The 19155-nt window shown below is 39.5% G+C and carries 15 protein-coding genes; all 15 read left to right on the top strand.

Annotation, left to right across the window (positions count from 1 at the left end):
- The first annotated feature begins 168 nt into the window (after window positions 1–168).
- The 15 genes from BJK46_RS04770 (at window position 169) to carB (ending at window position 19145) form a co-directional block, all read left to right on the top strand.
- Complete coding sequence (locus BJK46_RS04770) at window positions 169–996, top strand: MurR/RpiR family transcriptional regulator (protein WP_099987018.1); 828 nt, start codon at window positions 169–171, stop codon at window positions 994–996.
- Window positions 997–1092: 96 nt separating this feature from the next.
- Window positions 1093–2016 (top strand): dihydrodipicolinate synthase family protein, encoded by a 924-nt coding sequence (locus tag BJK46_RS04765; protein WP_099987020.1) that lies wholly within the window; start codon window positions 1093–1095, stop codon window positions 2014–2016.
- Window positions 2017–2043: 27 nt separating this feature from the next.
- Window positions 2044–3585 carry a sodium:solute symporter family protein gene (locus BJK46_RS04760; protein ID WP_015729000.1) on the top strand — a complete coding sequence of 514 codons (1542 nt, stop codon included), beginning with the start codon at window positions 2044–2046 and terminating at the stop codon, window positions 3583–3585.
- Between the two features lie 18 nt (window positions 3586–3603).
- Window positions 3604–4053 carry a NanQ anomerase/TabA/YiaL family protein gene (locus BJK46_RS04755; RefSeq protein WP_014614167.1) on the top strand — a complete coding sequence of 150 codons (450 nt, stop codon included), beginning with the start codon at window positions 3604–3606 and terminating at the stop codon, window positions 4051–4053.
- A 355-nt stretch (window positions 4054–4408) separates the two neighbouring features.
- Window positions 4409–5179, top strand: coding sequence for a YlmH family RNA-binding protein (locus BJK46_RS04745; protein ID WP_063278832.1), 771 nt, complete (start codon window positions 4409–4411; stop codon window positions 5177–5179).
- Between the two features lie 23 nt (window positions 5180–5202).
- On the top strand, window positions 5203–5802 hold the full coding sequence (locus tag BJK46_RS04740) for a DivIVA domain-containing protein (RefSeq protein ID WP_063278831.1): 600 nt from the start codon (window positions 5203–5205) through the stop codon (window positions 5800–5802).
- A 200-nt stretch (window positions 5803–6002) separates the two neighbouring features.
- Window positions 6003–8750, top strand: coding sequence for an isoleucine--tRNA ligase (gene ileS, locus BJK46_RS04735; protein ID WP_101485077.1), 2748 nt, complete (start codon window positions 6003–6005; stop codon window positions 8748–8750).
- Between the two features lie 253 nt (window positions 8751–9003).
- On the top strand, window positions 9004–9489 hold the full coding sequence (gene lspA, locus BJK46_RS04730) for a signal peptidase II (protein ID WP_014614161.1): 486 nt from the start codon (window positions 9004–9006) through the stop codon (window positions 9487–9489).
- Window positions 9489–10406 (top strand): RluA family pseudouridine synthase, encoded by a 918-nt coding sequence (locus BJK46_RS04725; protein ID WP_015729003.1) that lies wholly within the window; start codon window positions 9489–9491, stop codon window positions 10404–10406. The genes lspA and BJK46_RS04725 overlap by 1 nt, the downstream gene beginning before the upstream one ends.
- A gap of 285 nt (window positions 10407–10691) precedes the next feature.
- On the top strand, window positions 10692–11216 hold the full coding sequence (gene pyrR, locus BJK46_RS04720) for a bifunctional pyr operon transcriptional regulator/uracil phosphoribosyltransferase PyrR (protein WP_014614159.1): 525 nt from the start codon (window positions 10692–10694) through the stop codon (window positions 11214–11216).
- Window positions 11217–11393: 177 nt separating this feature from the next.
- The gene (locus BJK46_RS04715) at window positions 11394–12686 is read left to right on the top strand and encodes a uracil-xanthine permease family protein (protein WP_014614158.1); all 1293 of its coding nucleotides are present in this window, start codon (window positions 11394–11396) and stop codon (window positions 12684–12686) included.
- Between the two features lie 21 nt (window positions 12687–12707).
- Complete coding sequence (locus BJK46_RS04710) at window positions 12708–13586, top strand: aspartate carbamoyltransferase catalytic subunit (RefSeq protein WP_014614157.1); 879 nt, start codon at window positions 12708–12710, stop codon at window positions 13584–13586.
- 15 nt (window positions 13587–13601) lie between these two features.
- The gene (locus tag BJK46_RS04705) at window positions 13602–14876 is read left to right on the top strand and encodes a dihydroorotase (protein ID WP_037544242.1); all 1275 of its coding nucleotides are present in this window, start codon (window positions 13602–13604) and stop codon (window positions 14874–14876) included.
- A gap of 2 nt (window positions 14877–14878) precedes the next feature.
- The gene (locus tag BJK46_RS04700; RefSeq protein WP_103263446.1) at window positions 14879–15979 is read left to right on the top strand and encodes a carbamoyl phosphate synthase small subunit; all 1101 of its coding nucleotides are present in this window, start codon (window positions 14879–14881) and stop codon (window positions 15977–15979) included.
- Complete coding sequence (carB, locus tag BJK46_RS04695) at window positions 15972–19145, top strand: carbamoyl-phosphate synthase large subunit (protein WP_014614154.1); 3174 nt, start codon at window positions 15972–15974, stop codon at window positions 19143–19145. Before BJK46_RS04700 ends, carB begins: the two co-directional genes overlap by 8 nt.
- Window positions 19146–19155: the final 10 nt, after the last annotated feature.

The raw sequence follows: 19155 nt of genomic DNA, 5'->3' as shown, positions 1-19155 counted from the left end.
TGTCAGTTAACGAATTAAAAATGAACCGAAAGCCAATCAGAAAGTTATTTATAAACGATATTATATTTATTCTGAAACTCGTTTCTAAAATAATAGTATTGCTTGAAAAGTAGAACGAAACGGCATACAATTAAATTTGTAAACGCTTGCAACGATGAGGTGTGAACAATGAGATTTTATAAGGTACTCGTTCCTATGATTGAATCGAATCTTGAAAATATGACAACAACAGAAAAAGAGGTCGCACAATTTTTTCTGAAACAAGTAACTGTTGAGGATTTATCGTCTGAAATGTTTAGCCACCAACTGCACGTGTCAAAAGCAACATTAACACGGTTTGCGAAAAAGTGTGGTTTCACGGGTTTTAGAGAATTTTTGTTTCATTATAGAGAAATGATGCGTGAAAAAGAGGACATTCTCGCATACAAAGATTTAATACAAAAAGTTTTGTTTGATTATGAAGAGATGCTTCGTAAAAATTATTCGATTCTCAATGAAAGTCAGTTAGAACATATTAAAGAGATGATTAATCAAGCTGAACGTGTATATCTTTATGGAAAGGGAAGTTCGGCGCTGGCATTAAAAGAAATGAAAATGAGATTTATGAGACTCGGCATTATTTGTGAAGTGATTGAAGATAATGACATGCTTGTCTGGAATAATTTATTAGTAGATGCGTCATGTCTCGTGATTGGTGCTTCAATTTCAGGCAAAACAAGTTCCGTCCTACATGCATTAAAACGTGCCAAAGCACAAGGTGCACAAACTGTTTTGATGACGACCCGAAATTTTAATGCACATGAATTCGGATGTGATGAAATTTTGTTGTTAGCAGCAGCTAAACATTTATCGTATGGCAATGTCATTTCACCGCAATTTCCGATATTACTCATGACAGATTGTTTGTTTTCTTATTATTTGGAGGATCCTCAAAGGGGGATGTATTACGATCAAACGATTATAGATAAAGAAGCGCAATCTCATCATCATGATTAGGGCGTGTTATACCGTTTTATAAGTGTTTTGCAATAAAATATTGATATAAACATTTTAATAAAATTCACTAAAATCATTAAGAAGAGGAGAATGGATATGAGAGATTTAAATCGATATCAAGGCATTATTCCGGCATTTTACGCATGTTACGACGAAAACGGGGAAGTCAGTCAAGAACGCGTACGCCAACAAGTGCAATATTTAATTGATAAAGGTGTAAAAGGGATTTACGTGAATGGTTCTTCTGGGGAATGTATTTATTTAACAACTGAAGAGCGTAAACAAATTATTGAGGCAGTGATGGATGTCGCGAAAGGTAAAATCACCGTGATTAATCATGTCGCGTGTAACAACACCAAAGAGAGTGCGATTTTAGCAGCGCATTCTGAACAACTCGGTGTCGATGCGATTGCGGCGATTCCACCGATTTACTTTAAATTACCAGAATATTCAATCGAAAAGTATTGGAATACGATTAGTGATGCGGCACCGAATACAGATTTTGTTATTTACAATATTCCGCAATTAGCGGGTGTTGCGTTGACGAATCAGTTGTATGCGGCGATGCGTAAAAACCCTCGTGTGATTGGCGTGAAAAACTCTTCTATGCCTGTACAAGACATTCAAACGTTTGCAGCGGCAGCGGGTGAGGACTATATCGTATTTAACGGTCCAGATGAACAATTTGTCGGTGGTCGAATGATGGGCGCGCAAGCTGGCATTGGCGGTACATATGGTGTGATGCCTGATTTATTTTTGAAATTAGATTCATTATTTAAGACACGTAATATTACACAAGCACAAGCACTTCAGTTTGCGATTAATGATATCATTTCAAAATTAGTGTCTGGCTATGGCAATATGTACGCAGTCGCAAAAGAAGTGTTAAGAATTAATGAAAATGTGGATTTAGGCTCAGTGCGTGCGCCGTTAGAACCATTGACAGAGGAAGATAAAATTATTGCAAAACAAGCAGCTGACATGATTGTCGCGACAAGACAACAATTTCTTGCATCATAGTGAATGCATCATAAAGGAGCGTTGATTATGAGTACAACTGGATTTACATTAGTTGACTTATTTGTGTTGATTGTTTACTTACTCATTGTGTTAGTAGCGGGGCTCTACTTCTCGAAAAAAGAAATGTCAGGGAAAGAATTCTTTAAAGGGGATGGCTCGGTCCCGTGGTATGTGACGTCAGTATCTATTTTTGCAACGATGTTAAGTCCGATTTCGTTTTTAGGGCTTGCTGGGAACTCTTATGCAGGCAGTTGGATTTTATGGTTTGCGCAGTTAGGGATGCTCATTGCGATTCCATTAGCCATTAAATATGTACTGCCAATTTTCGCGCGTATGGACATTGATACGGCTTACGATTATCTCGAACGCCGTTTTGAAGCGAAATCGTTACGTGTCATTTCAGCGTTACTGTTCATCGTGTATCAACTCGGGCGTATGTCCATTATTATGTATTTACCTTCAATCGGTTTGGCAAAATTAACAGGTATTGACATTAATATTTTAATCATCTTAATGGGTGTCATCGCAATTGTTTACTCGTATACAGGTGGTTTGAAATCTGTACTTTGGACGGACTTTATTCAAGGCGTCATCTTATCTGGTGGGGCATTAATCGCATTGTTCGTATTGATTAAAGATATCGATGGCGGTATGGGCGCGATTGCAGAACAATTGGCTCACGGGAAGTTTATTGCACCGACAGAAAAATGGTTTGATCCAAACATATTATCAGGCTCGATTTTCTTAATCGTGTTTGGTTCTGGTTTAACGATTTTCTCATCTTATGCTTCTTCTCAAGATTTAGTACAACGTTTTACGACAACACAAAATATTAAAAAGTTAAATAAAATGTTGTTCACAAACGGGGTATTGTCATTAGGTGTAGCGACAGTATTCTATTTAATTGGAACAGGTTTATATGTGTTTTACCAACTTCAAAATGTGAGTGAAGCAACGAAAGCCATTCCACGTGACCAAATTTTTATGTATTTTATCGCTTACCAGCTACCAGTTGGGGTGACAGGTATCATTTTAGCAGCGATCTATGCCGCAGCACAGTCGACGATTTCGACAGGTTTAAACTCAGTTGCGACGTCATGGACCTTAGATATTCAAGAAGTTGTTGCGAAACAAATGTCGGATAGCGTGCGTACACGAATTGCACAAATCGTCTCATTATTGGTCGGTATTTTCTCAATTGTCGTGGCGATCGTGATGGCACATTCTGATATTAAATCTGCGTACGAATGGTTCAACGGCTTTATGGGACTGGTGTTAGGTTTACTTGGTGGGATTTTCATTTTAGGATTTGTCACTAAAAAAGCGAATAAACAAGGGGCTTATGCGGCGCTAATTGTTGCGACAATTGTGATGGTGTGCATTAAATACGTGTTGCCTCCAGAAGCGGTAAACTACTGGGCGTATTCGTTCATTTCAATCAGTGTGTCTTTAGTGGTAGGTTATGTTGTGTCATTATTAACTGGAAACAAAACATCAGCACCACAATTTACAACGATTCATGACATTCCTGAAATTCTTGCAGATAAGAGTTGGGCAAAACGTCATTAATTAAGGAGGATGTTTGTAATGATTATTGCTGAAAGAAAAGATTTTAAAAGATATATTACGATTAATCCACATTTTGAAAAAGTAAATGACTTTTTAGAACATACGGATTTGTCACAGTTAGAAGATGGTCGGATTGAAATTGACGGAGATCACGTATTTGCAAACTGCATGACTTATATTGCAGATGGCGTTGCAGGGGAGCAATTTGAAAACCATAAAAAATATTTAGATATTCATCTTGTCATCAGTAACACTGAAAAAATGGCGGTGAGCACACCTCAAGATGCATCTTCAAAAACAGAATTCGATGTAGAAAATGATTTTGAATTGTTCAATAGTAAAAAATATCAAATTGTAGAATTGAATGAAACGAACCTTCTTGTGACTTTTGAAGAAGATTTACATCAACCTAAAGTGCGCGTCAATGATCAAACTGTGAAGAAACTTGTGATTAAAGTTTTGAACTAAGAGGAGGAAAATGTGCAAATGTGCGTTAAACTAGGCGGTGCGCATCATTTTTATCTTTGCGTTCATCTTCAATATCTAGAAAGTAAAAGGCTCGTTGAATTATGAGCCTTTTATTTTTTCTAGTGCGCCCGGCATGGGTAACACCTTGACGGTGAAAGTCCATTACAGGCTTGGTAGTAGGAACTGTTAGCCAAAGACAAGTCATGTAACTTATATTAAAATGTTTGTGAATTAGCTATTCTCCTTTCTTCTATACTTCAATTAATGATAAACTGTATAGGTAAAACTTGTACATTCTTTATTAAAGTGAATGACAATCGAAAGTTAGGATTAATGAGGAAAAGGAGTTCCACCTTTGGATATTTATCAACATTTTAGACCTGAAGAGCATGAACAAATTGATTATTTATTAGATAAAGTGCGCCAGGCTGAAACACAATATGCCCCAGTACTGACTTATTTTTTAGATCCTCGTGGACAATATATGTTAGAAGTGATAGCAGGCAGTTTCAACGATTTGCACGTTTCATTTGATGGGGGACGTGATGCGGAGAGGTGTCGGGCGGTTATTGCGCCAAGCTATTATGAACCGTCGCGGGATGACTTTGAATTGGCTTTAATTGAAATTGATTATCCGACAAAGTTTGTGACATTGCAACATCAACATGTGTTAGGAACATTGATGTCTTTAGGTATAGAACGTGAACAAGTCGGTGATATTATCGTAGCTGAACGCATCCAATTTGTTTTGACAAAGCAATTAGAATCATATATTATGTTAGAATTAACACGTATTAAAGGGGCAACAATTAAACTTCATGTGATTCCGTTTGAAGATATGATACAATCAGAAGAGTATTGGGAGACGCATGAAGCAACAGTGAGCGCAACAAGACTCGATGTCGTATTAAAGGAAATGATTCGGAAGTCACGTACAATTGCCAAGACACACATTCAGCGAAAACGTGTCAAAGTGAACCATACGCTTATTGAGGCAGCGGATTTTCAACTTGAAGCAGGCGATTTGTTGTCCATACAAGGATATGGCCGCGCAAAGATTACAGAAATTGGTAATCGTACGAAGAAAGATAAATTAAGAATCACCTATCAAACTTTATTTAAATAGTGTATGATGGAGGAGGGCAAGAAATGGCTTTTACACCTAGCGAGATTAAAAACAAAGCGTTCACACGTATTAAAAACGGCTTCGAACCTACAGAAGTAGAACAATATTTAGAACAGTTAAGCCATGAAATCGAACGTTTAAAAGAGGATAAAAAACAATTAGAAAAAGTGTTAGAAGAACGTGATGCACACATTCAATCATTCAAAGAGGTTGAAAAATCAGTCGGTGAAGCGATTGTCAGTGCCCAACGCGCTGCCGATGAAACAAAAGCAGCAGCACAAAAAGAGCGAGATGCAATCATTCAAAAAGCACAAGCAGAAGCAAGTCAAATTGTGAATGATGGTATAGAAAAGGCGCGTCGTTTATCTTTCCAAACCGAAGATATGAAGCGTCAATCTAAAGTGTTCCGTTCACGTTTTAGAATGCTTGTAGAAGCACAGCTTGACTTGTTGAAAAGTGATGACTGGGAATACTTGTTGAACTATGATTTAGATTCACAACAAGTGACAGAAGAAAACTTTCAACATTTAAATGAACAAGACATTACAGCACAAGAGAAGCGACAAGCTGAACAAGCGAACCAACAACCAAACGAAACATCATCAAGCGAAACAGACAAGTAAAAGAGATAATCATCCATACAGCGAGTTAGGAAGTGGTGAGAGCCTAACAGATGACCTTATTTTATATCACTGATTCGCCGTGTCATATTAAAATCAATGAGAGAACTCTAAGCTGAGTTAAGCAGGGTGGTACCGCGGCATGTCCGTCCCTGAATATCTGAGCTTAGAGTTCTTTTTCAGTTAAAGGAGTGTAGTTTAAAATGGAATACAAAGATACGTTACTCATGCCAAAAACAAAATTCCCAATGCGCGGAGGACTTCCAACAAAGGAACCACAAATTCAACAAGAGTGGAAAGAGAAAGATTTATACCGCAAAATGTTAGAAAAAAATGAAGGACAACCGTCATTTATTTTGCATGATGGTCCGCCATACGCAAACGGTAACTTACATATGGGACATGCGTTGAATAAAATTTTGAAAGACTTTATCAACCGCTACAAAACGATGCAAGGATTTTATACACCTTATGTTCCGGGTTGGGATACACACGGTTTACCGATTGAGCAAGCGTTAACGAAAAAAGGCGTTAAACGTAAAGAAATGACAACTGCAGAATTTCGTGATAAATGTCAAGCTTTTGCGATGGAACAAATCGATATTCAGAAAAAAGACTTCTTACGTTTAGGGGTTAACGGCGATTTTGACAACCCATACATTACGTTAAAACCAGAATACGAAGCGGCACAAATTCGCTTATTTGGTGAAATGGCTGACAAAGGTTTAATTTATAAAGGGAAAAAGCCGGTTTACTGGTCACCTTCAAGTGAATCGTCATTAGCAGAAGCGGAAATCGAATACCACGACAAACGTTCAGCTTCTATTTATGTCGCATTTGACGTGAAAGACAGTAAAGGTATCGTTGCGGATGATGCGAAGTTTATCATTTGGACAACAACACCTTGGACATTACCGTCAAACGTAGCCATTTCAGTGCATCCCGAATTGACATATGTTCAAATGAATGTGGACGGTACACGTTACATTATCGCCGAAGCATTAGTTGATGCAGTTGCTGAACAATTAGGTTGGGATAAAGAAGCTGTTGTTCGCGAAAAAGATTTCAAAGGTTCAGAATTAGAATATATCGAAGCACAACATCCATTTATTGATCGTATTTCATTAATCATCAATGGTGAGCATGTCACAACAGATGCTGGTACAGGCTGTGTGCATACAGCGCCTGGACACGGTGAAGATGACTTTATTGTAGGTCAAAAATACGGTTTAGAAGTCATTAGCCCATTAGATGATAAAGGGGTTTTCACTGCTGAAGGTGGCCCATTTGAAGGGATGTTTTACGATAAAGCCAACCAAGCTGTTACAGAATTGTTAACTGAAAAAGGTGCATTACTCAAATTAGACTTTATTACACATAGTTACCCACATGACTGGCGTACGAAAAAACCAGTGATTTTCAGAGCGACACCACAATGGTTTGCGTCGATTTCTAAAGTGCGCCAAGACATTTTAGATGCGATTGAAGATACAAAGTTTAAAGTCGACTGGGGTAAAACACGTATTTACAACATGATTCGTGACCGTGGCGAATGGGTCATCTCTCGTCAACGTGTCTGGGGTGTGCCATTGCCAGTATTCTATGCTGAAAACGGCGACATCATTATGACGAAAGAAACGGTTTATCACGTAGCAGATTTATTCGAACAACACGGCTCTAACATTTGGTTCGAACGTGACGCGAAAGACTTATTACCAGAAGGCTTTACACATCCGGGTAGCCCTAACGGTGAATTTACAAAAGAACAAGATATTATGGACGTATGGTTCGACTCTGGTTCATCACATCGCGGTGTCCTTGAAACACGTCCAGAGTTAAGTTTCCCAGCAGATATGTATCTTGAAGGCAGTGACCAATATCGTGGTTGGTTCAACTCTTCAATTACAACATCCGTTGCGACGCGCGGCCGTTCACCATACAAAATGTTATTGTCACACGGTTTCGTAATGGACGGGGAAGGTAAGAAAATGAGTAAATCATTAGGTAACGTGATCGTGCCTGATACGATTGTGAAACAAAAAGGTGCCGACATTGCACGTTTATGGGTGAGCTCAGTGGACTACCTTGCTGACGTACGTATCTCAGACGAAATTTTAAACCAAGTTGCTGACGTATACCGTAAAATCCGTAATACTTTACGTTTCTTATTAGGTAACATCAACGACTACAACCCAGCAACAGACCGAATTGCTGAAGCGGATTTATTAGAAGTGGACCGCTATATCTTAAATCGCTTACGTGAATTTACAGCAGGTACGTTAGATCATTACGAATCATTTGATTATTTAAATATTTACCAAGAGGTTCAAAACTTTATCAACGTTGAATTAAGTAACTTCTATTTAGATTATGGTAAAGATATTCTTTATATTGAAGAAAAAAATGCGCATAAACGTCGTAGTATGCAAACAGTATTGTTCGAAATTTTAGTGAATATGACTAAATTACTTGCGCCAATCATTCCGCATACTGCAGAAGAAGTTTGGTCACATATCGAACAAGTAGACGAAGAAAGTGTTCATTTAACAAATATGCCGGCTAAAGAAGAAGTGGACCAAGCGTTATTAGATAAATGGAACACATTCATGGCTTTACGTGATGATGTGAACCGTGCATTAGAAGCGGCAAGAAATGAGAAAGTTATCGGTAAATCTTTAGAAGCTAAAGTGAAAATCGGCAACAGCCCTTCATTTGATACGCTTGCATTTTTAGAAGGTTTTAATGATTTACATCAATTGTTCATCGTGTCTCAAGTTGAATTAGTAGAAGATACAAAAGGTGAAGCATATCAACACGGTACAATCGAAATCGCAAAAGCTGATGGAGAGAAATGTGCACGTTGTTGGAATTACAGCGAATCATTAGGTAGTGTGGGTGAATTAGATGATTTATGCCCACGCTGTCAAGAAGTCGTAAAAACGTTAGTATAATCGAATCAATGAAATATTAAAGAAGGCAATGTTGGTACTGGCTAAGTGCTAACATTGTCTTTTTTGTTTGTGTGAAACATACATAACTTTGAGTTACAAATTACTCCATTTAAATCAATCTTTTGTAAACGGTCCAACACTGTATCACTGACAACCCTAGGATGTATTTCAAATGTAGTTATCATGAAATAATTACATAGTTAAAATATATCGTGTTATAATATATCAGTGACTAACAGAAAGGACAAAAAGTATGAAACAACAATATTACATTGGCCTATCGCTCTTTATTACATTAATCATCTTGATAGGCGACCAACTGACTAAATTCATTATCCGTACACAAATGACGTTGGGTGAGTCATTTGCAGTAGTTCCAAAATTTTTATACATTACTTCTCATCGCAATAATGGGGCCGCTTGGGGTATACTAAGTGGGAAGATGACATTCTTCTATATTATTACGATAATCGTTTTAATTGCGCTCATTGTCTTTTATATTAAAGAAGCGAAAAATAATATGCTGATGCAAATTGCGATAAGCCTGTTGTTTTCGGGCGCGTTAGGTAATTTTATTGATCGTGTCAGTAGCGGTGAAGTGGTGGACTTTATAGATACAGTCATTTTCGGTTATGATTTTCCTATTTTTAATATTGCAGATGCGAGTTTGACAATAGGTGTGGTCTTGTTGATTATTGTATTATTAAAAGATCAGAATCAAAAAGGTAAGGTGTCGTAATGGAAAAACATATATTTAATATTGAAGACGCAACGCATCATTTACAGCGTATTGACAAAATATTGCCTGAATTCAATTCGGAGTGGTCACGCAGTCAATTACAAGAGTGGATTAAAGAAGGATTAATTGAAGTTAATGGTAAAGCTGTCAAGTCGAACTATAAACTAAAATTAGGTGACCGTATAGAAATCACTGAAAAAGAAGTGGTAGAAGCAGATATTCAAGCAGAGAACTTAAATTTAGACATTTACTACGAAGATGACGACGTGGCGATTGTTTATAAACCTAAAGGCATGGTCGTTCACCCATCGCCAGGGCATTATACTGGGACGCTTGTAAATGGTTTAATGTATCAAATCAAAAATTTATCAGGTATTAACGGTGAAATTCGTCCAGGTATCGTGCACCGTATCGATAAAGATACTTCAGGGTTACTGATGGTTGCGAAAAATGACGTGGCACATCGCAGTTTAGTTGAACAATTGATGGCAAAAACTGTGAAAAGAAAGTATATTGCGCTCGTACATGGCCATATTCCACATGAGTTTGGAACGATTGATGCACCTATCGGACGCAATAAAAATGACCGTCAATCGATGGCTGTCGTTGATGACGGTAAAGAAGCTGTGACGCATTTTAATGTCATTGAAACGTTTAAAAACTATACATTGGTTGAATGTGAACTAGAAACAGGACGTACGCACCAAATTCGTGTGCATATGAAGTATATCGGTTATCCGCTTGTAGGCGATCCGAAATATGGTCCGAAAAAGACGTTAGAAATAGGCGGACAAGCTTTACATGCGGGTCTTATCGGTTTTGAACATCCTAAAACAGGGGAATACATTGAACGTTTTGCGCCGCTTCCTGCAGAATTTGAAGCTGTCATTGAACAAGTGCGTAAAGAAGATATTTAAGTAAAATTTTAAAAAATAGCCAGATTTGCTTTGACTTTTGGTGTTAAAAACGTTACCATAAGAACAAGTTAAAAACGAATAAAAACTGAATCGTCTTTAAGAGGGAGTCCAGTGAGGCTCAAAAGACATGATATCAATCATTCAATTTAGAGAACTATCATATAGATGCTGCATTGTACGTACGAGAGACGTAATGGGACAGTTTTTGATAGTCTATCATATTAAATTGCTTAAAACTCATGTCTACTTAAAGACATGAGTTTTTTTACGTAAGGAGTGAAAGGATTGGTTGAACGCGTTGTATTAGACGAATCTGCTATCAAACGCACAGTAACACGTATTGCCCATGAAATATTGGAATACAATAAAGGCACAGAAAACCTTGTATTACTCGGTATTAAGACGCGCGGTGAGTATTTAGCGCAACGTATACAACAAAAGATTCAACAGATTGAAGAGGTCCAAATCCCAACAGGAGCAATCGATATTACAAGTTTTAGAGATGATATCGATTCGCGGCAACAACAAGATGCACCAGGATTTAACATCGACACTGATTTGAATCATCAAGTGGTTATTATTGTGGACGATGTGCTTTATACTGGACGTACAGTACGTGCTTCACTTGATGCGATTTTACTTCATGCGAGACCGAAAAAGATTGGTTTAGCGACACTCGTGGATCGTGGTCATCGAGAGCTACCGATTCGTGCAGATTTTGTAGGGAAAAATATTCCAACGTCTCATGAAGAATCTGTCAATGTTTACCTAGAAGAAATAGACGATCGCAATGCGGTTGTCATCACATAATGACACCTTTTAATTCAGTACGAGAGACTGACAAAGGTATAATTGCAAATAGAGCCAATGACGTACGATGTAGGCCGCCGATTATAGTCGGTGTATGTGTGTATATCTGTTTGTAATCACCTCAGTCTCTTACCTTAATTGGTGAAGAGGCTTTTTTTATAAGAAAGGAAGAAAACAATGGAAAATGAACAAATGTTTACGAGAACGGTTCAACCGGTACTCGATGTGAATGAAAAACCAAAAGCGGGGCAATGGGTATTTTTAAGCCTTCAACATTTATTTGCGATGTTCGGTGCAACAGTATTAGTACCGTTTTTAACAGGCTTACCTGTATCATCAGCGTTACTCGCATCAGGAGTAGGAACATTACTCTACATCTTGATTACAAAAGGGAAGATTCCAGCGTATCTCGGTTCAAGTTTTGCGTTTATCACACCGATTATTACCGGTTTAAGTACGAATAGCTTAGGTGATATGCTCGTTGCATTATTCATGAGTGGTGTTATGTACGTTATCATCGGGGTTGCGATCAAAGTGAGTGGCACAGACTGGCTCATGCATTTATTACCACCTGTCGTTGTCGGTCCAGTCATTATGGTGATTGGTTTAAGTTTAGCACCGACTGCTGTCAACATGGCGATGTTTGAAAGTTCAGCTGAGATGAAAGGGTACAATTTAAGCTTTGTAGCCGTGGCAGGGATTACCTTACTTGTGACATTGATTGTTCAAGGATTTGCGAAAGGCTTTTTCTCGCTCATTCCAGTGTTAATCGGTATCATCGTCGGCTACATTACAGCGATAGTGTTTGGCATTGTAGATTTCAAACCTGTCGCAGAGGCCGCTTGGTTCCAGTTCCCAGATATTTACATTCCATTTGCAGATTATCAACCTTCCGTGCATCTCGGATTAATTGCAGTGATGCTCCCAATCGTGTTTGTAACGGTGAGTGAACATATCGGACACCAAATGGTCATCAACAAAATCGTCGGCCGTAACTTCTTTAAAGATCCGGGACTACACCGCTCCATCATCGGTGACGGGGTATCGACAATGTTTTCAAGTATCATCGGGGGGCCACCGAGTACGACTTATGGTGAAAATATCGGTGTACTCGCGATTACGAAAATTTACAGTATTTACGTCATAGGCGGTGCGGCAGTTATCGCCATTATGCTTGGCTTTGTTGGGAAATTCACAGCACTGATTTCATCTATCCCTACACCAGTAATGGGTGGTGTGTCTATCTTATTATTCGGGACTATCGCGGCAAGTGGCTTACGTATGATTGTCGAAAGTCAAGTCAACTTTGCGCAAAACCGTAACTTAGTCATCGCGTCAGTCATTCTCGTCATCGGTATCGGTAACATGATGTTGAATTTATCTGATTTAGGTGTACATCTCACAATTGAAGGGATGGCATTATCAGCAACAGCAGGGATTTTACTGAACTTAATTTTACCAAAAAGTTAATTATAGGAGGCCTTGATTATTATGCAACATCTCGTATCAATGGAACATTTAGCTGTAGAAGAAATTGAAAACTTAATTCAAAAAGCGATGCAGTATAAAGCAGGAGAAGCGGTACCGAATTTGAAAGGACGTTACATTGCGAACTTGTTTTTCGAAAATTCGACACGTACGAAATGTAGTTTTGAAATGGCAGAACACCGTTTGGATATGAAGCAAATCAACTTTGAATCAAGTGCCTCTTCTGTACAAAAAGGGGAATCGCTGTATGACACATGCCGAACATTACAAAGCATTGGCTGTGATGCACTTGTCATCCGACACGAACAAAATCATTACTACGAACCCTTGTTGAATATGGGGATTCCGATTATTAATGCAGGGGATGGCAGTGGCCAGCATCCGACGCAAAGCTTATTGGACTTAATGACGATTTACGAAACATATGGTCGTTTTGAAGGACTAAAAGTGGTCATTTGCGGTGACATTAAAAACTCACGAGTGGCACGTAGTAATTACCATAGTTTAACTGCACTTGGTGCAAAGGTCGTTTTCTCAAGTCCTGACGTTTGGAAAGATGACAGCATGGCTGCAGATTACGTTGAATTAGATGATGTGATTGACGAGGTCGACATTGTAATGTTATTACGTGTCCAACATGAACGACATGCAGGCGTTTCACAAGGTTTTGAAAAAGAAGAATATCACCGTCGTTATGGTTTGACTGAAGAACGATATGCCACACTTCAAGATCATGCGATTGTGATGCACCCCGCACCAGTAAATCGCGATGTAGAAATTGCAGATACATTAGTAGAAGCACCGAAGTCACGTATTTTTGAACAGATGTCAAATGGTGTGTACATAAGAATGGCAGTATTAACTGAAATTTTAAATGGTTAAGGAGCGATTAGGATGATGAAATTAATTCAAAATGCAAAGATGTTAGAAGCAGGTACGTTGAAAAAAGTTGATGTATTAATCGAAGGCAAGACAGTGAAACAGATTGCAGAAACGATTGAACCAACTGAAGACATGACAGTCATTGATGCAAAAGGTCACTTTTTAGCGCCAGGTTTTATCGATGTCCATGTGCATTTGAGAGAGCCAGGTGGCGAATATAAAGAAACGATTGAAACAGGCACCAAAGCAGCGGCACGTGGAGGTTTTACAACGGTTTGTCCTATGCCAAATACGAAACCTGTTCCTGATTCGTTGGAACATTTAACACAGCTGAATGAATTAATTGACAAAAATGCACAAGTTCGTGTCCTACCGTATGCCTCTATTACAGTACGTCAAGCAGGAAAAGAGCATGTCGATTTCAAAGCGTTAGCTGAAAATGGCGCATTTGCATTCACAGATGATGGGGTCGGTGTTCAAGAAGCGGCGATGATGTATGAAGCGATGCAACAAGCGAAGGCACAAAATAAAGCAGTCGTTGCACACTGCGAAGATAATAGTCTTATCTATGGTGGTGCCATGCATGAAGGCCGCCGCAGTCAAGAGCTTGGCATTCCAGGTATTCCAAATATTTGTGAATCGGTACAAATCGCGCGTGACGTGTTACTGAGTGAAGCAACAGGATGTCATTATCACGTGTGCCACGTATCAACGAAAGAAAGCGTGCGTGTCATTCGTGATGCGAAAAAAGCAGGTATTCCAGTGACAGCGGAAGTGACGCCACACCATTTATTACTGACAGAAGATGATGTGCCAGGAGATAATGCGATTTATAAAATGAATCCGCCTTTAAGAAGTCAAGAAGATAGAGCGGCGTTATTAGAAGGCTTACTTGACGGTACGATTGACTGTATTGCGACAGACCACGCACCACATGCAGCAGACGAAAAAGCACAACCGATGACACGTGCACCATTCGGCATTGTCGGCAGTGAAACAGCCTTCCCATTACTTTATACACACTTTGTGAAAAATGGGGATTGGTCATTACAACAACTCGTTGATTACTTGACAACAAAACCAGCTGAAGTGTTCGGTCTCCCTTATGGCAAGTTAGCAGAGGGTGCACTTGCAGATTTAACATTAATCAACTTAGACGATGCGTACGAAATTAAAGCAGAAGATTTCTTATCAAAAGCGTCTAACACACCATTCTTAGGTGAAACAGTATACGGTAATCCTATTTTAACTATGGTTGAAGGCAACATTCGTTACGAGGAGGCAAAATAAACATGTTTGAGAAACGTTACCTTGTTTTAGAAGATGGTTCACATTATACAGGTTTTAAGTTAGGGTCTGACAAATTAACACGCGGTGAAATTGTATTCAACACTGCAATGACAGGTTATCAAGAAACCATTTCTGACCCCTCATATACAGGCCAAATCATTACATTTACGTATCCTTTAATCGGTAATTACGGCATTAACCACGATGACTTTGAATCACTTACACCAAGCCTTAATGGTGTCGTCGTGAAAGAAGCGTGCACAATGCCGAGTAACTTTAGAGCACAGAAATCATTTGACGATGTATTGAAAGAATATGATATTCCAGGTATTAGTGGCGTGGATACGCGCAGCATCACGAAAAAAATTCGTCAACATGGTGTGCTCAAAGCAGCATTTGTCGATGATCCATCAGAAATTGAAACAACTGTGACAGCACTCAAAACAGCAGAATTTCTAAGAACTGAAGTGCCAACTGTCTCTACGAAAACGCCTTACGTCTCAACAGGATTTGACTTGCGCGTTGTACTTGTGGACTTCGGAAAGAAGCAAAATATTGTCCGTGAATTGAATGCACGTGGCTGTGAGGTAACGGTCGTACCATATGACACTTCTGCAGATACAATTATTAAAATGGCGCCAGACGGTGTCATGTTATCAAATGGTCCTGGTGATCCGGATGACGTGACAGTTGCACTTGATATGATTAACGGTATTTTAGGGCGCATTCCATTTTTCGGCATTTGTCTTGGTCATCAACTTTTTGCGCTCAGTCAAGGTGCGAAATCGTTCAAGATGAAATTCGGACATCGAGGTGCCAACCACCCTGTTAAAGATTTGGCGACAGGTAAAATCGCACTCACAAGTCAAAACCACGGTTATGCAATCGACGCGGATTCTGTGGCTGCAACAGATTTAGAAATTACACATATCGCCTTAAATGATGGCACGGTTGAAGGCTTGAAACACCGTACGTTACCAGCATTTTCGGTACAATACCATCCAGAAGCTTGTCCAGGTCCAACAGATTCTAATTACTTATTTGATCAATTTGTAGAAATGATGCAGCAAAATAAGCAAAAGGAGCGCGTTACACATGCCTAAAAGAAATGATATTCAAACGATTTTAGTGATTGGCTCAGGTCCTATCATCATTGGTCAAGCAGCAGAATTTGACTATGCAGGGACACAAGCATGTCTCGCACTCAAAGAAGAAGGTTACCGTGTCATTTTAGTTAACTCAAACCCTGCGACGATTATGACGGATAAAGAAATTGCTGACAAAGTTTACATCGAACCGCTCACACACGATTTTATTGCACGCATTATCCGTAAAGAACAACCGGATGCACTTTTACCGACGCTCGGTGGACAAACAGGGCTCAACATGGCGATCGAATTACATAATAGTGGGGTCTTAGCTGAAAATAACGTCACACTGCTCGGTACGAAATTGTCATCTATTGAACAAGCAGAAGACCGTGAATTGTTCCGCTCGTTAATGAATGACTTGAATGTGCCAGTACCTGAAAGTGACATTGTGAATACACTTGAACAAGCCTTTGCATTTAAAGAAGCAGTCGGTTATCCGTTAATCGTACGTCCAGCATTTACGATGGGCGGTACAGGGGGCGGCATTTGTCATAATGATGAAGAACTCCGTGAAGTCGTTTCTAACGGATTAAAATATAGTCCGGCTACGCAATGTTTAATTGAAAAGTCGATCGCAGGCTTTAAAGAAATTGAATATGAAGTGATGCGTGACAAAAATGATAACGCGATTGTCGTATGTAACATGGAAAACATTGATCCAGTCGGTATTCATACGGGTGACTCAGTCGTTGTTGCACCAAGTCAAACATTGTCAGACGTGGAATATCAAATGTTGCGTGACGTGTCATTAAAAGTCATTCGTGCACTGGAAATTGAAGGGGGATGTAACGTACAGCTCGCCTTGGATCCGCATTCGATGCAGTTTTACATTATCGAAGTGAATCCGCGCGTGTCCCGTTCGTCGGCACTCGCTTCAAAAGCAACAGGGTATCCGATTGCGAAACTCGCTGCGAAAATTGCGGTAGGTCTGACGCTAGATGAGATGAAAAATCCAGTTACTGGCACATCTTATGCGGCATTCGAACCAAGTTTAGACTATATCGTATCGAAAATCCCACGTTTTCCATTCGATAAGTTCGAAAAAGGTGAACGCGAACTCGGTACACAAATGAAAGCGACAGGGGAAGTCATGTCGATTGGTCGCACGTACGAAGAATCTTTATTAAAAGCAATTCGCTCTTTAGAATACGGCGTGCATCATCTTGGCTTACCTAATGGTGAATCTTTTGACTTAGAGTACATTAAGGCACGTATTCAAGCGCAAGATGATGAAAGATTGTTCTTCATTGGTGAAGCGATTCGTCGTGGCACAACACTTGAAGAATTACATGAAATGACGAAAATCGATTACTTCTTCTTAAATAAATTCAAAAATATTATCGATATGGAACATGCATTGAAGGCACATCCAGGCGATATTGATTACTTAAGATTTGCGAAACGTTTTGGCTTTAGCGACCGCGTCATTGCACATCGTTTTGAAATGACAGAAGCAGAAGTGTATAAGTTACGTCAACAGCACAACATTTGCCCTGTGTATAAAATGGTCGATACGTGTGCAGCAGAGTTTGAATCCACAACACCATACTTTTATGGTACCTATGAAGAAGAAAATGAATCGCTCGTCACTGAAAAAGAGAAAATCATCGTACTCGGCTCAGGGCCTATTCGTATCGGTCAAGGGGTAGAATTCGACTATGCAACAGTGCACGCTGTATGGGCAATTCAAAATGCTGGTTATGAAGCGATTATTATTAACAATAACCCGGAAACGGTATCGACAGACTTCTCAATTTCAGACAAGTTGTATTTCGAGCCACTCACAGAAGAAGATGTGATGAACATCATTAATCTAGAACAACCTAAAGGCGTCGTCGTGCAATTCGGTGGTCAAACAGCGATCAACTTAGCGGACAAATTAGCGAAATACGGCGTAAAAATTTTAGGTACATCACTTGAAGATTTAAACCGTGCTGAAGACCGTAAAGAATTTGAAGCGTTACTGAACAAAATCGACGTGCCTCAGCCGAAAGGGAAAACAGCGACATCGGCTCAAGAAGCACTCGATAATGCACGCGATATCGGTTATCCTGTTGTGGTCCGTCCATCATACGTGCTCGGTGGTCGTGCGATGGAAATTGTGTACAATGATGCAGAACTTGAAAACTATATGAATGAAGCGGTGAAAGCCAGTCCAGAACATCCCGTACTCGTGGACCGTTATTTAACAGGTAAAGAAATTGAAGTGGATGCCATTTCTGACGGAGAAACAGTTATGATTCCAGGGATAATGGAACATATCGAGCGTGCAGGTGTTCACTCAGGTGACTCTATCGCAGTATATCCGCCACAAACGTTAAGTCAAGACGTCATTGATACGTTGGAAGCTTATACAATCAAATTGGCGAAAGGGCTCAACGTTATCGGTTTAATCAATATCCAATTCGTCCTCGCACATGATGGGGTTTATGTGCTAGAAGTGAATCCGCGAGCGAGCCGTACTGTGCCGTTCTTAAGTAAAATTACAGAAATTCAAATGGCACAACTCGCAATGCAAGCGATTATAGGTCAAAAACTAACAGCGCTCGGTTATCAACCAGGCATTCAACCGTATAAAGAAGGGGTATTTGTTAAAGCACCGGTATTCAGCTTTAATAAATTGAAAAATGTCGACATCACACTTGGACCTGAAATGAAATCAACAGGAGAAGTGATGGGTCGCGACATTACGTTAGAAAAGGCGCTATATAAAGGATTAACAGCAGCAGGGATGGAAGTCAAAGATTACGGTACAGCATTGATTACCGTCAGCGATAAAGATAAAGAAGAAATGGTTAAAATTGCGAAGCGTTTAAGTGAAGTAGGCTACAAAATCGTGGCAACAGCAGGCACAGCGGCTACGTTGAAAGATCATGGCATCAACGTTGAAACGGTAGGAAAAATTGGAGGCCACGACGATTTGATTACAAAAATTCAAGACGGTTCAGTCCAACTTGTCATTAACACGATGACAAAAGGTAAAACAATTGAACGTGACGGATTCCAAATCCGCCGTGCATCAGTTGAAAATGGGGTGCCTTGTCTCACGTCACTCGATACAGCGAACGCATTAACAAATGTTATTGAAAGCATGACATTTTCAATGAGAAATATGTAGGAGGTCAAAA

Source organism: Staphylococcus pseudintermedius (genome assembly GCF_001792775.2).
Lineage (GTDB): Bacteria > Bacillota > Bacilli > Staphylococcales > Staphylococcaceae > Staphylococcus > Staphylococcus pseudintermedius.
The sequence above is the reverse complement of the archived record's forward strand: the minus strand, read 5'-3'. Positions and strand labels throughout refer to the sequence as shown.

Coding starts and splice junctions, on each gene's coding strand:
- BJK46_RS04770 (WP_099987018.1), top strand. CDS start 169: ATGAGATTTTATAAGGTACTCGTTCCTATGATTGAATCGAATCTTGAA.
- BJK46_RS04765 (WP_099987020.1), top strand. CDS start 1,093: ATGAGAGATTTAAATCGATATCAAGGCATTATTCCGGCATTTTACGCA.
- BJK46_RS04760 (WP_015729000.1), top strand. CDS start 2,044: ATGAGTACAACTGGATTTACATTAGTTGACTTATTTGTGTTGATTGTT.
- BJK46_RS04755 (WP_014614167.1), top strand. CDS start 3,604: ATGATTATTGCTGAAAGAAAAGATTTTAAAAGATATATTACGATTAAT.
- BJK46_RS04740 (WP_063278831.1), top strand. CDS start 5,203: ATGGCTTTTACACCTAGCGAGATTAAAAACAAAGCGTTCACACGTATT.
- ileS (WP_101485077.1), top strand. CDS start 6,003: ATGGAATACAAAGATACGTTACTCATGCCAAAAACAAAATTCCCAATG.
- lspA (WP_014614161.1), top strand. CDS start 9,004: ATGAAACAACAATATTACATTGGCCTATCGCTCTTTATTACATTAATC.
- BJK46_RS04725 (WP_015729003.1), top strand. CDS start 9,489: ATGGAAAAACATATATTTAATATTGAAGACGCAACGCATCATTTACAG.
- BJK46_RS04715 (WP_014614158.1), top strand. CDS start 11,394: ATGGAAAATGAACAAATGTTTACGAGAACGGTTCAACCGGTACTCGAT.
- BJK46_RS04710 (WP_014614157.1), top strand. CDS start 12,708: ATGCAACATCTCGTATCAATGGAACATTTAGCTGTAGAAGAAATTGAA.
- BJK46_RS04705 (WP_037544242.1), top strand. CDS start 13,602: ATGAAATTAATTCAAAATGCAAAGATGTTAGAAGCAGGTACGTTGAAA.
- BJK46_RS04700 (WP_103263446.1), top strand. CDS start 14,879: ATGTTTGAGAAACGTTACCTTGTTTTAGAAGATGGTTCACATTATACA.
- carB (WP_014614154.1), top strand. CDS start 15,972: ATGCCTAAAAGAAATGATATTCAAACGATTTTAGTGATTGGCTCAGGT.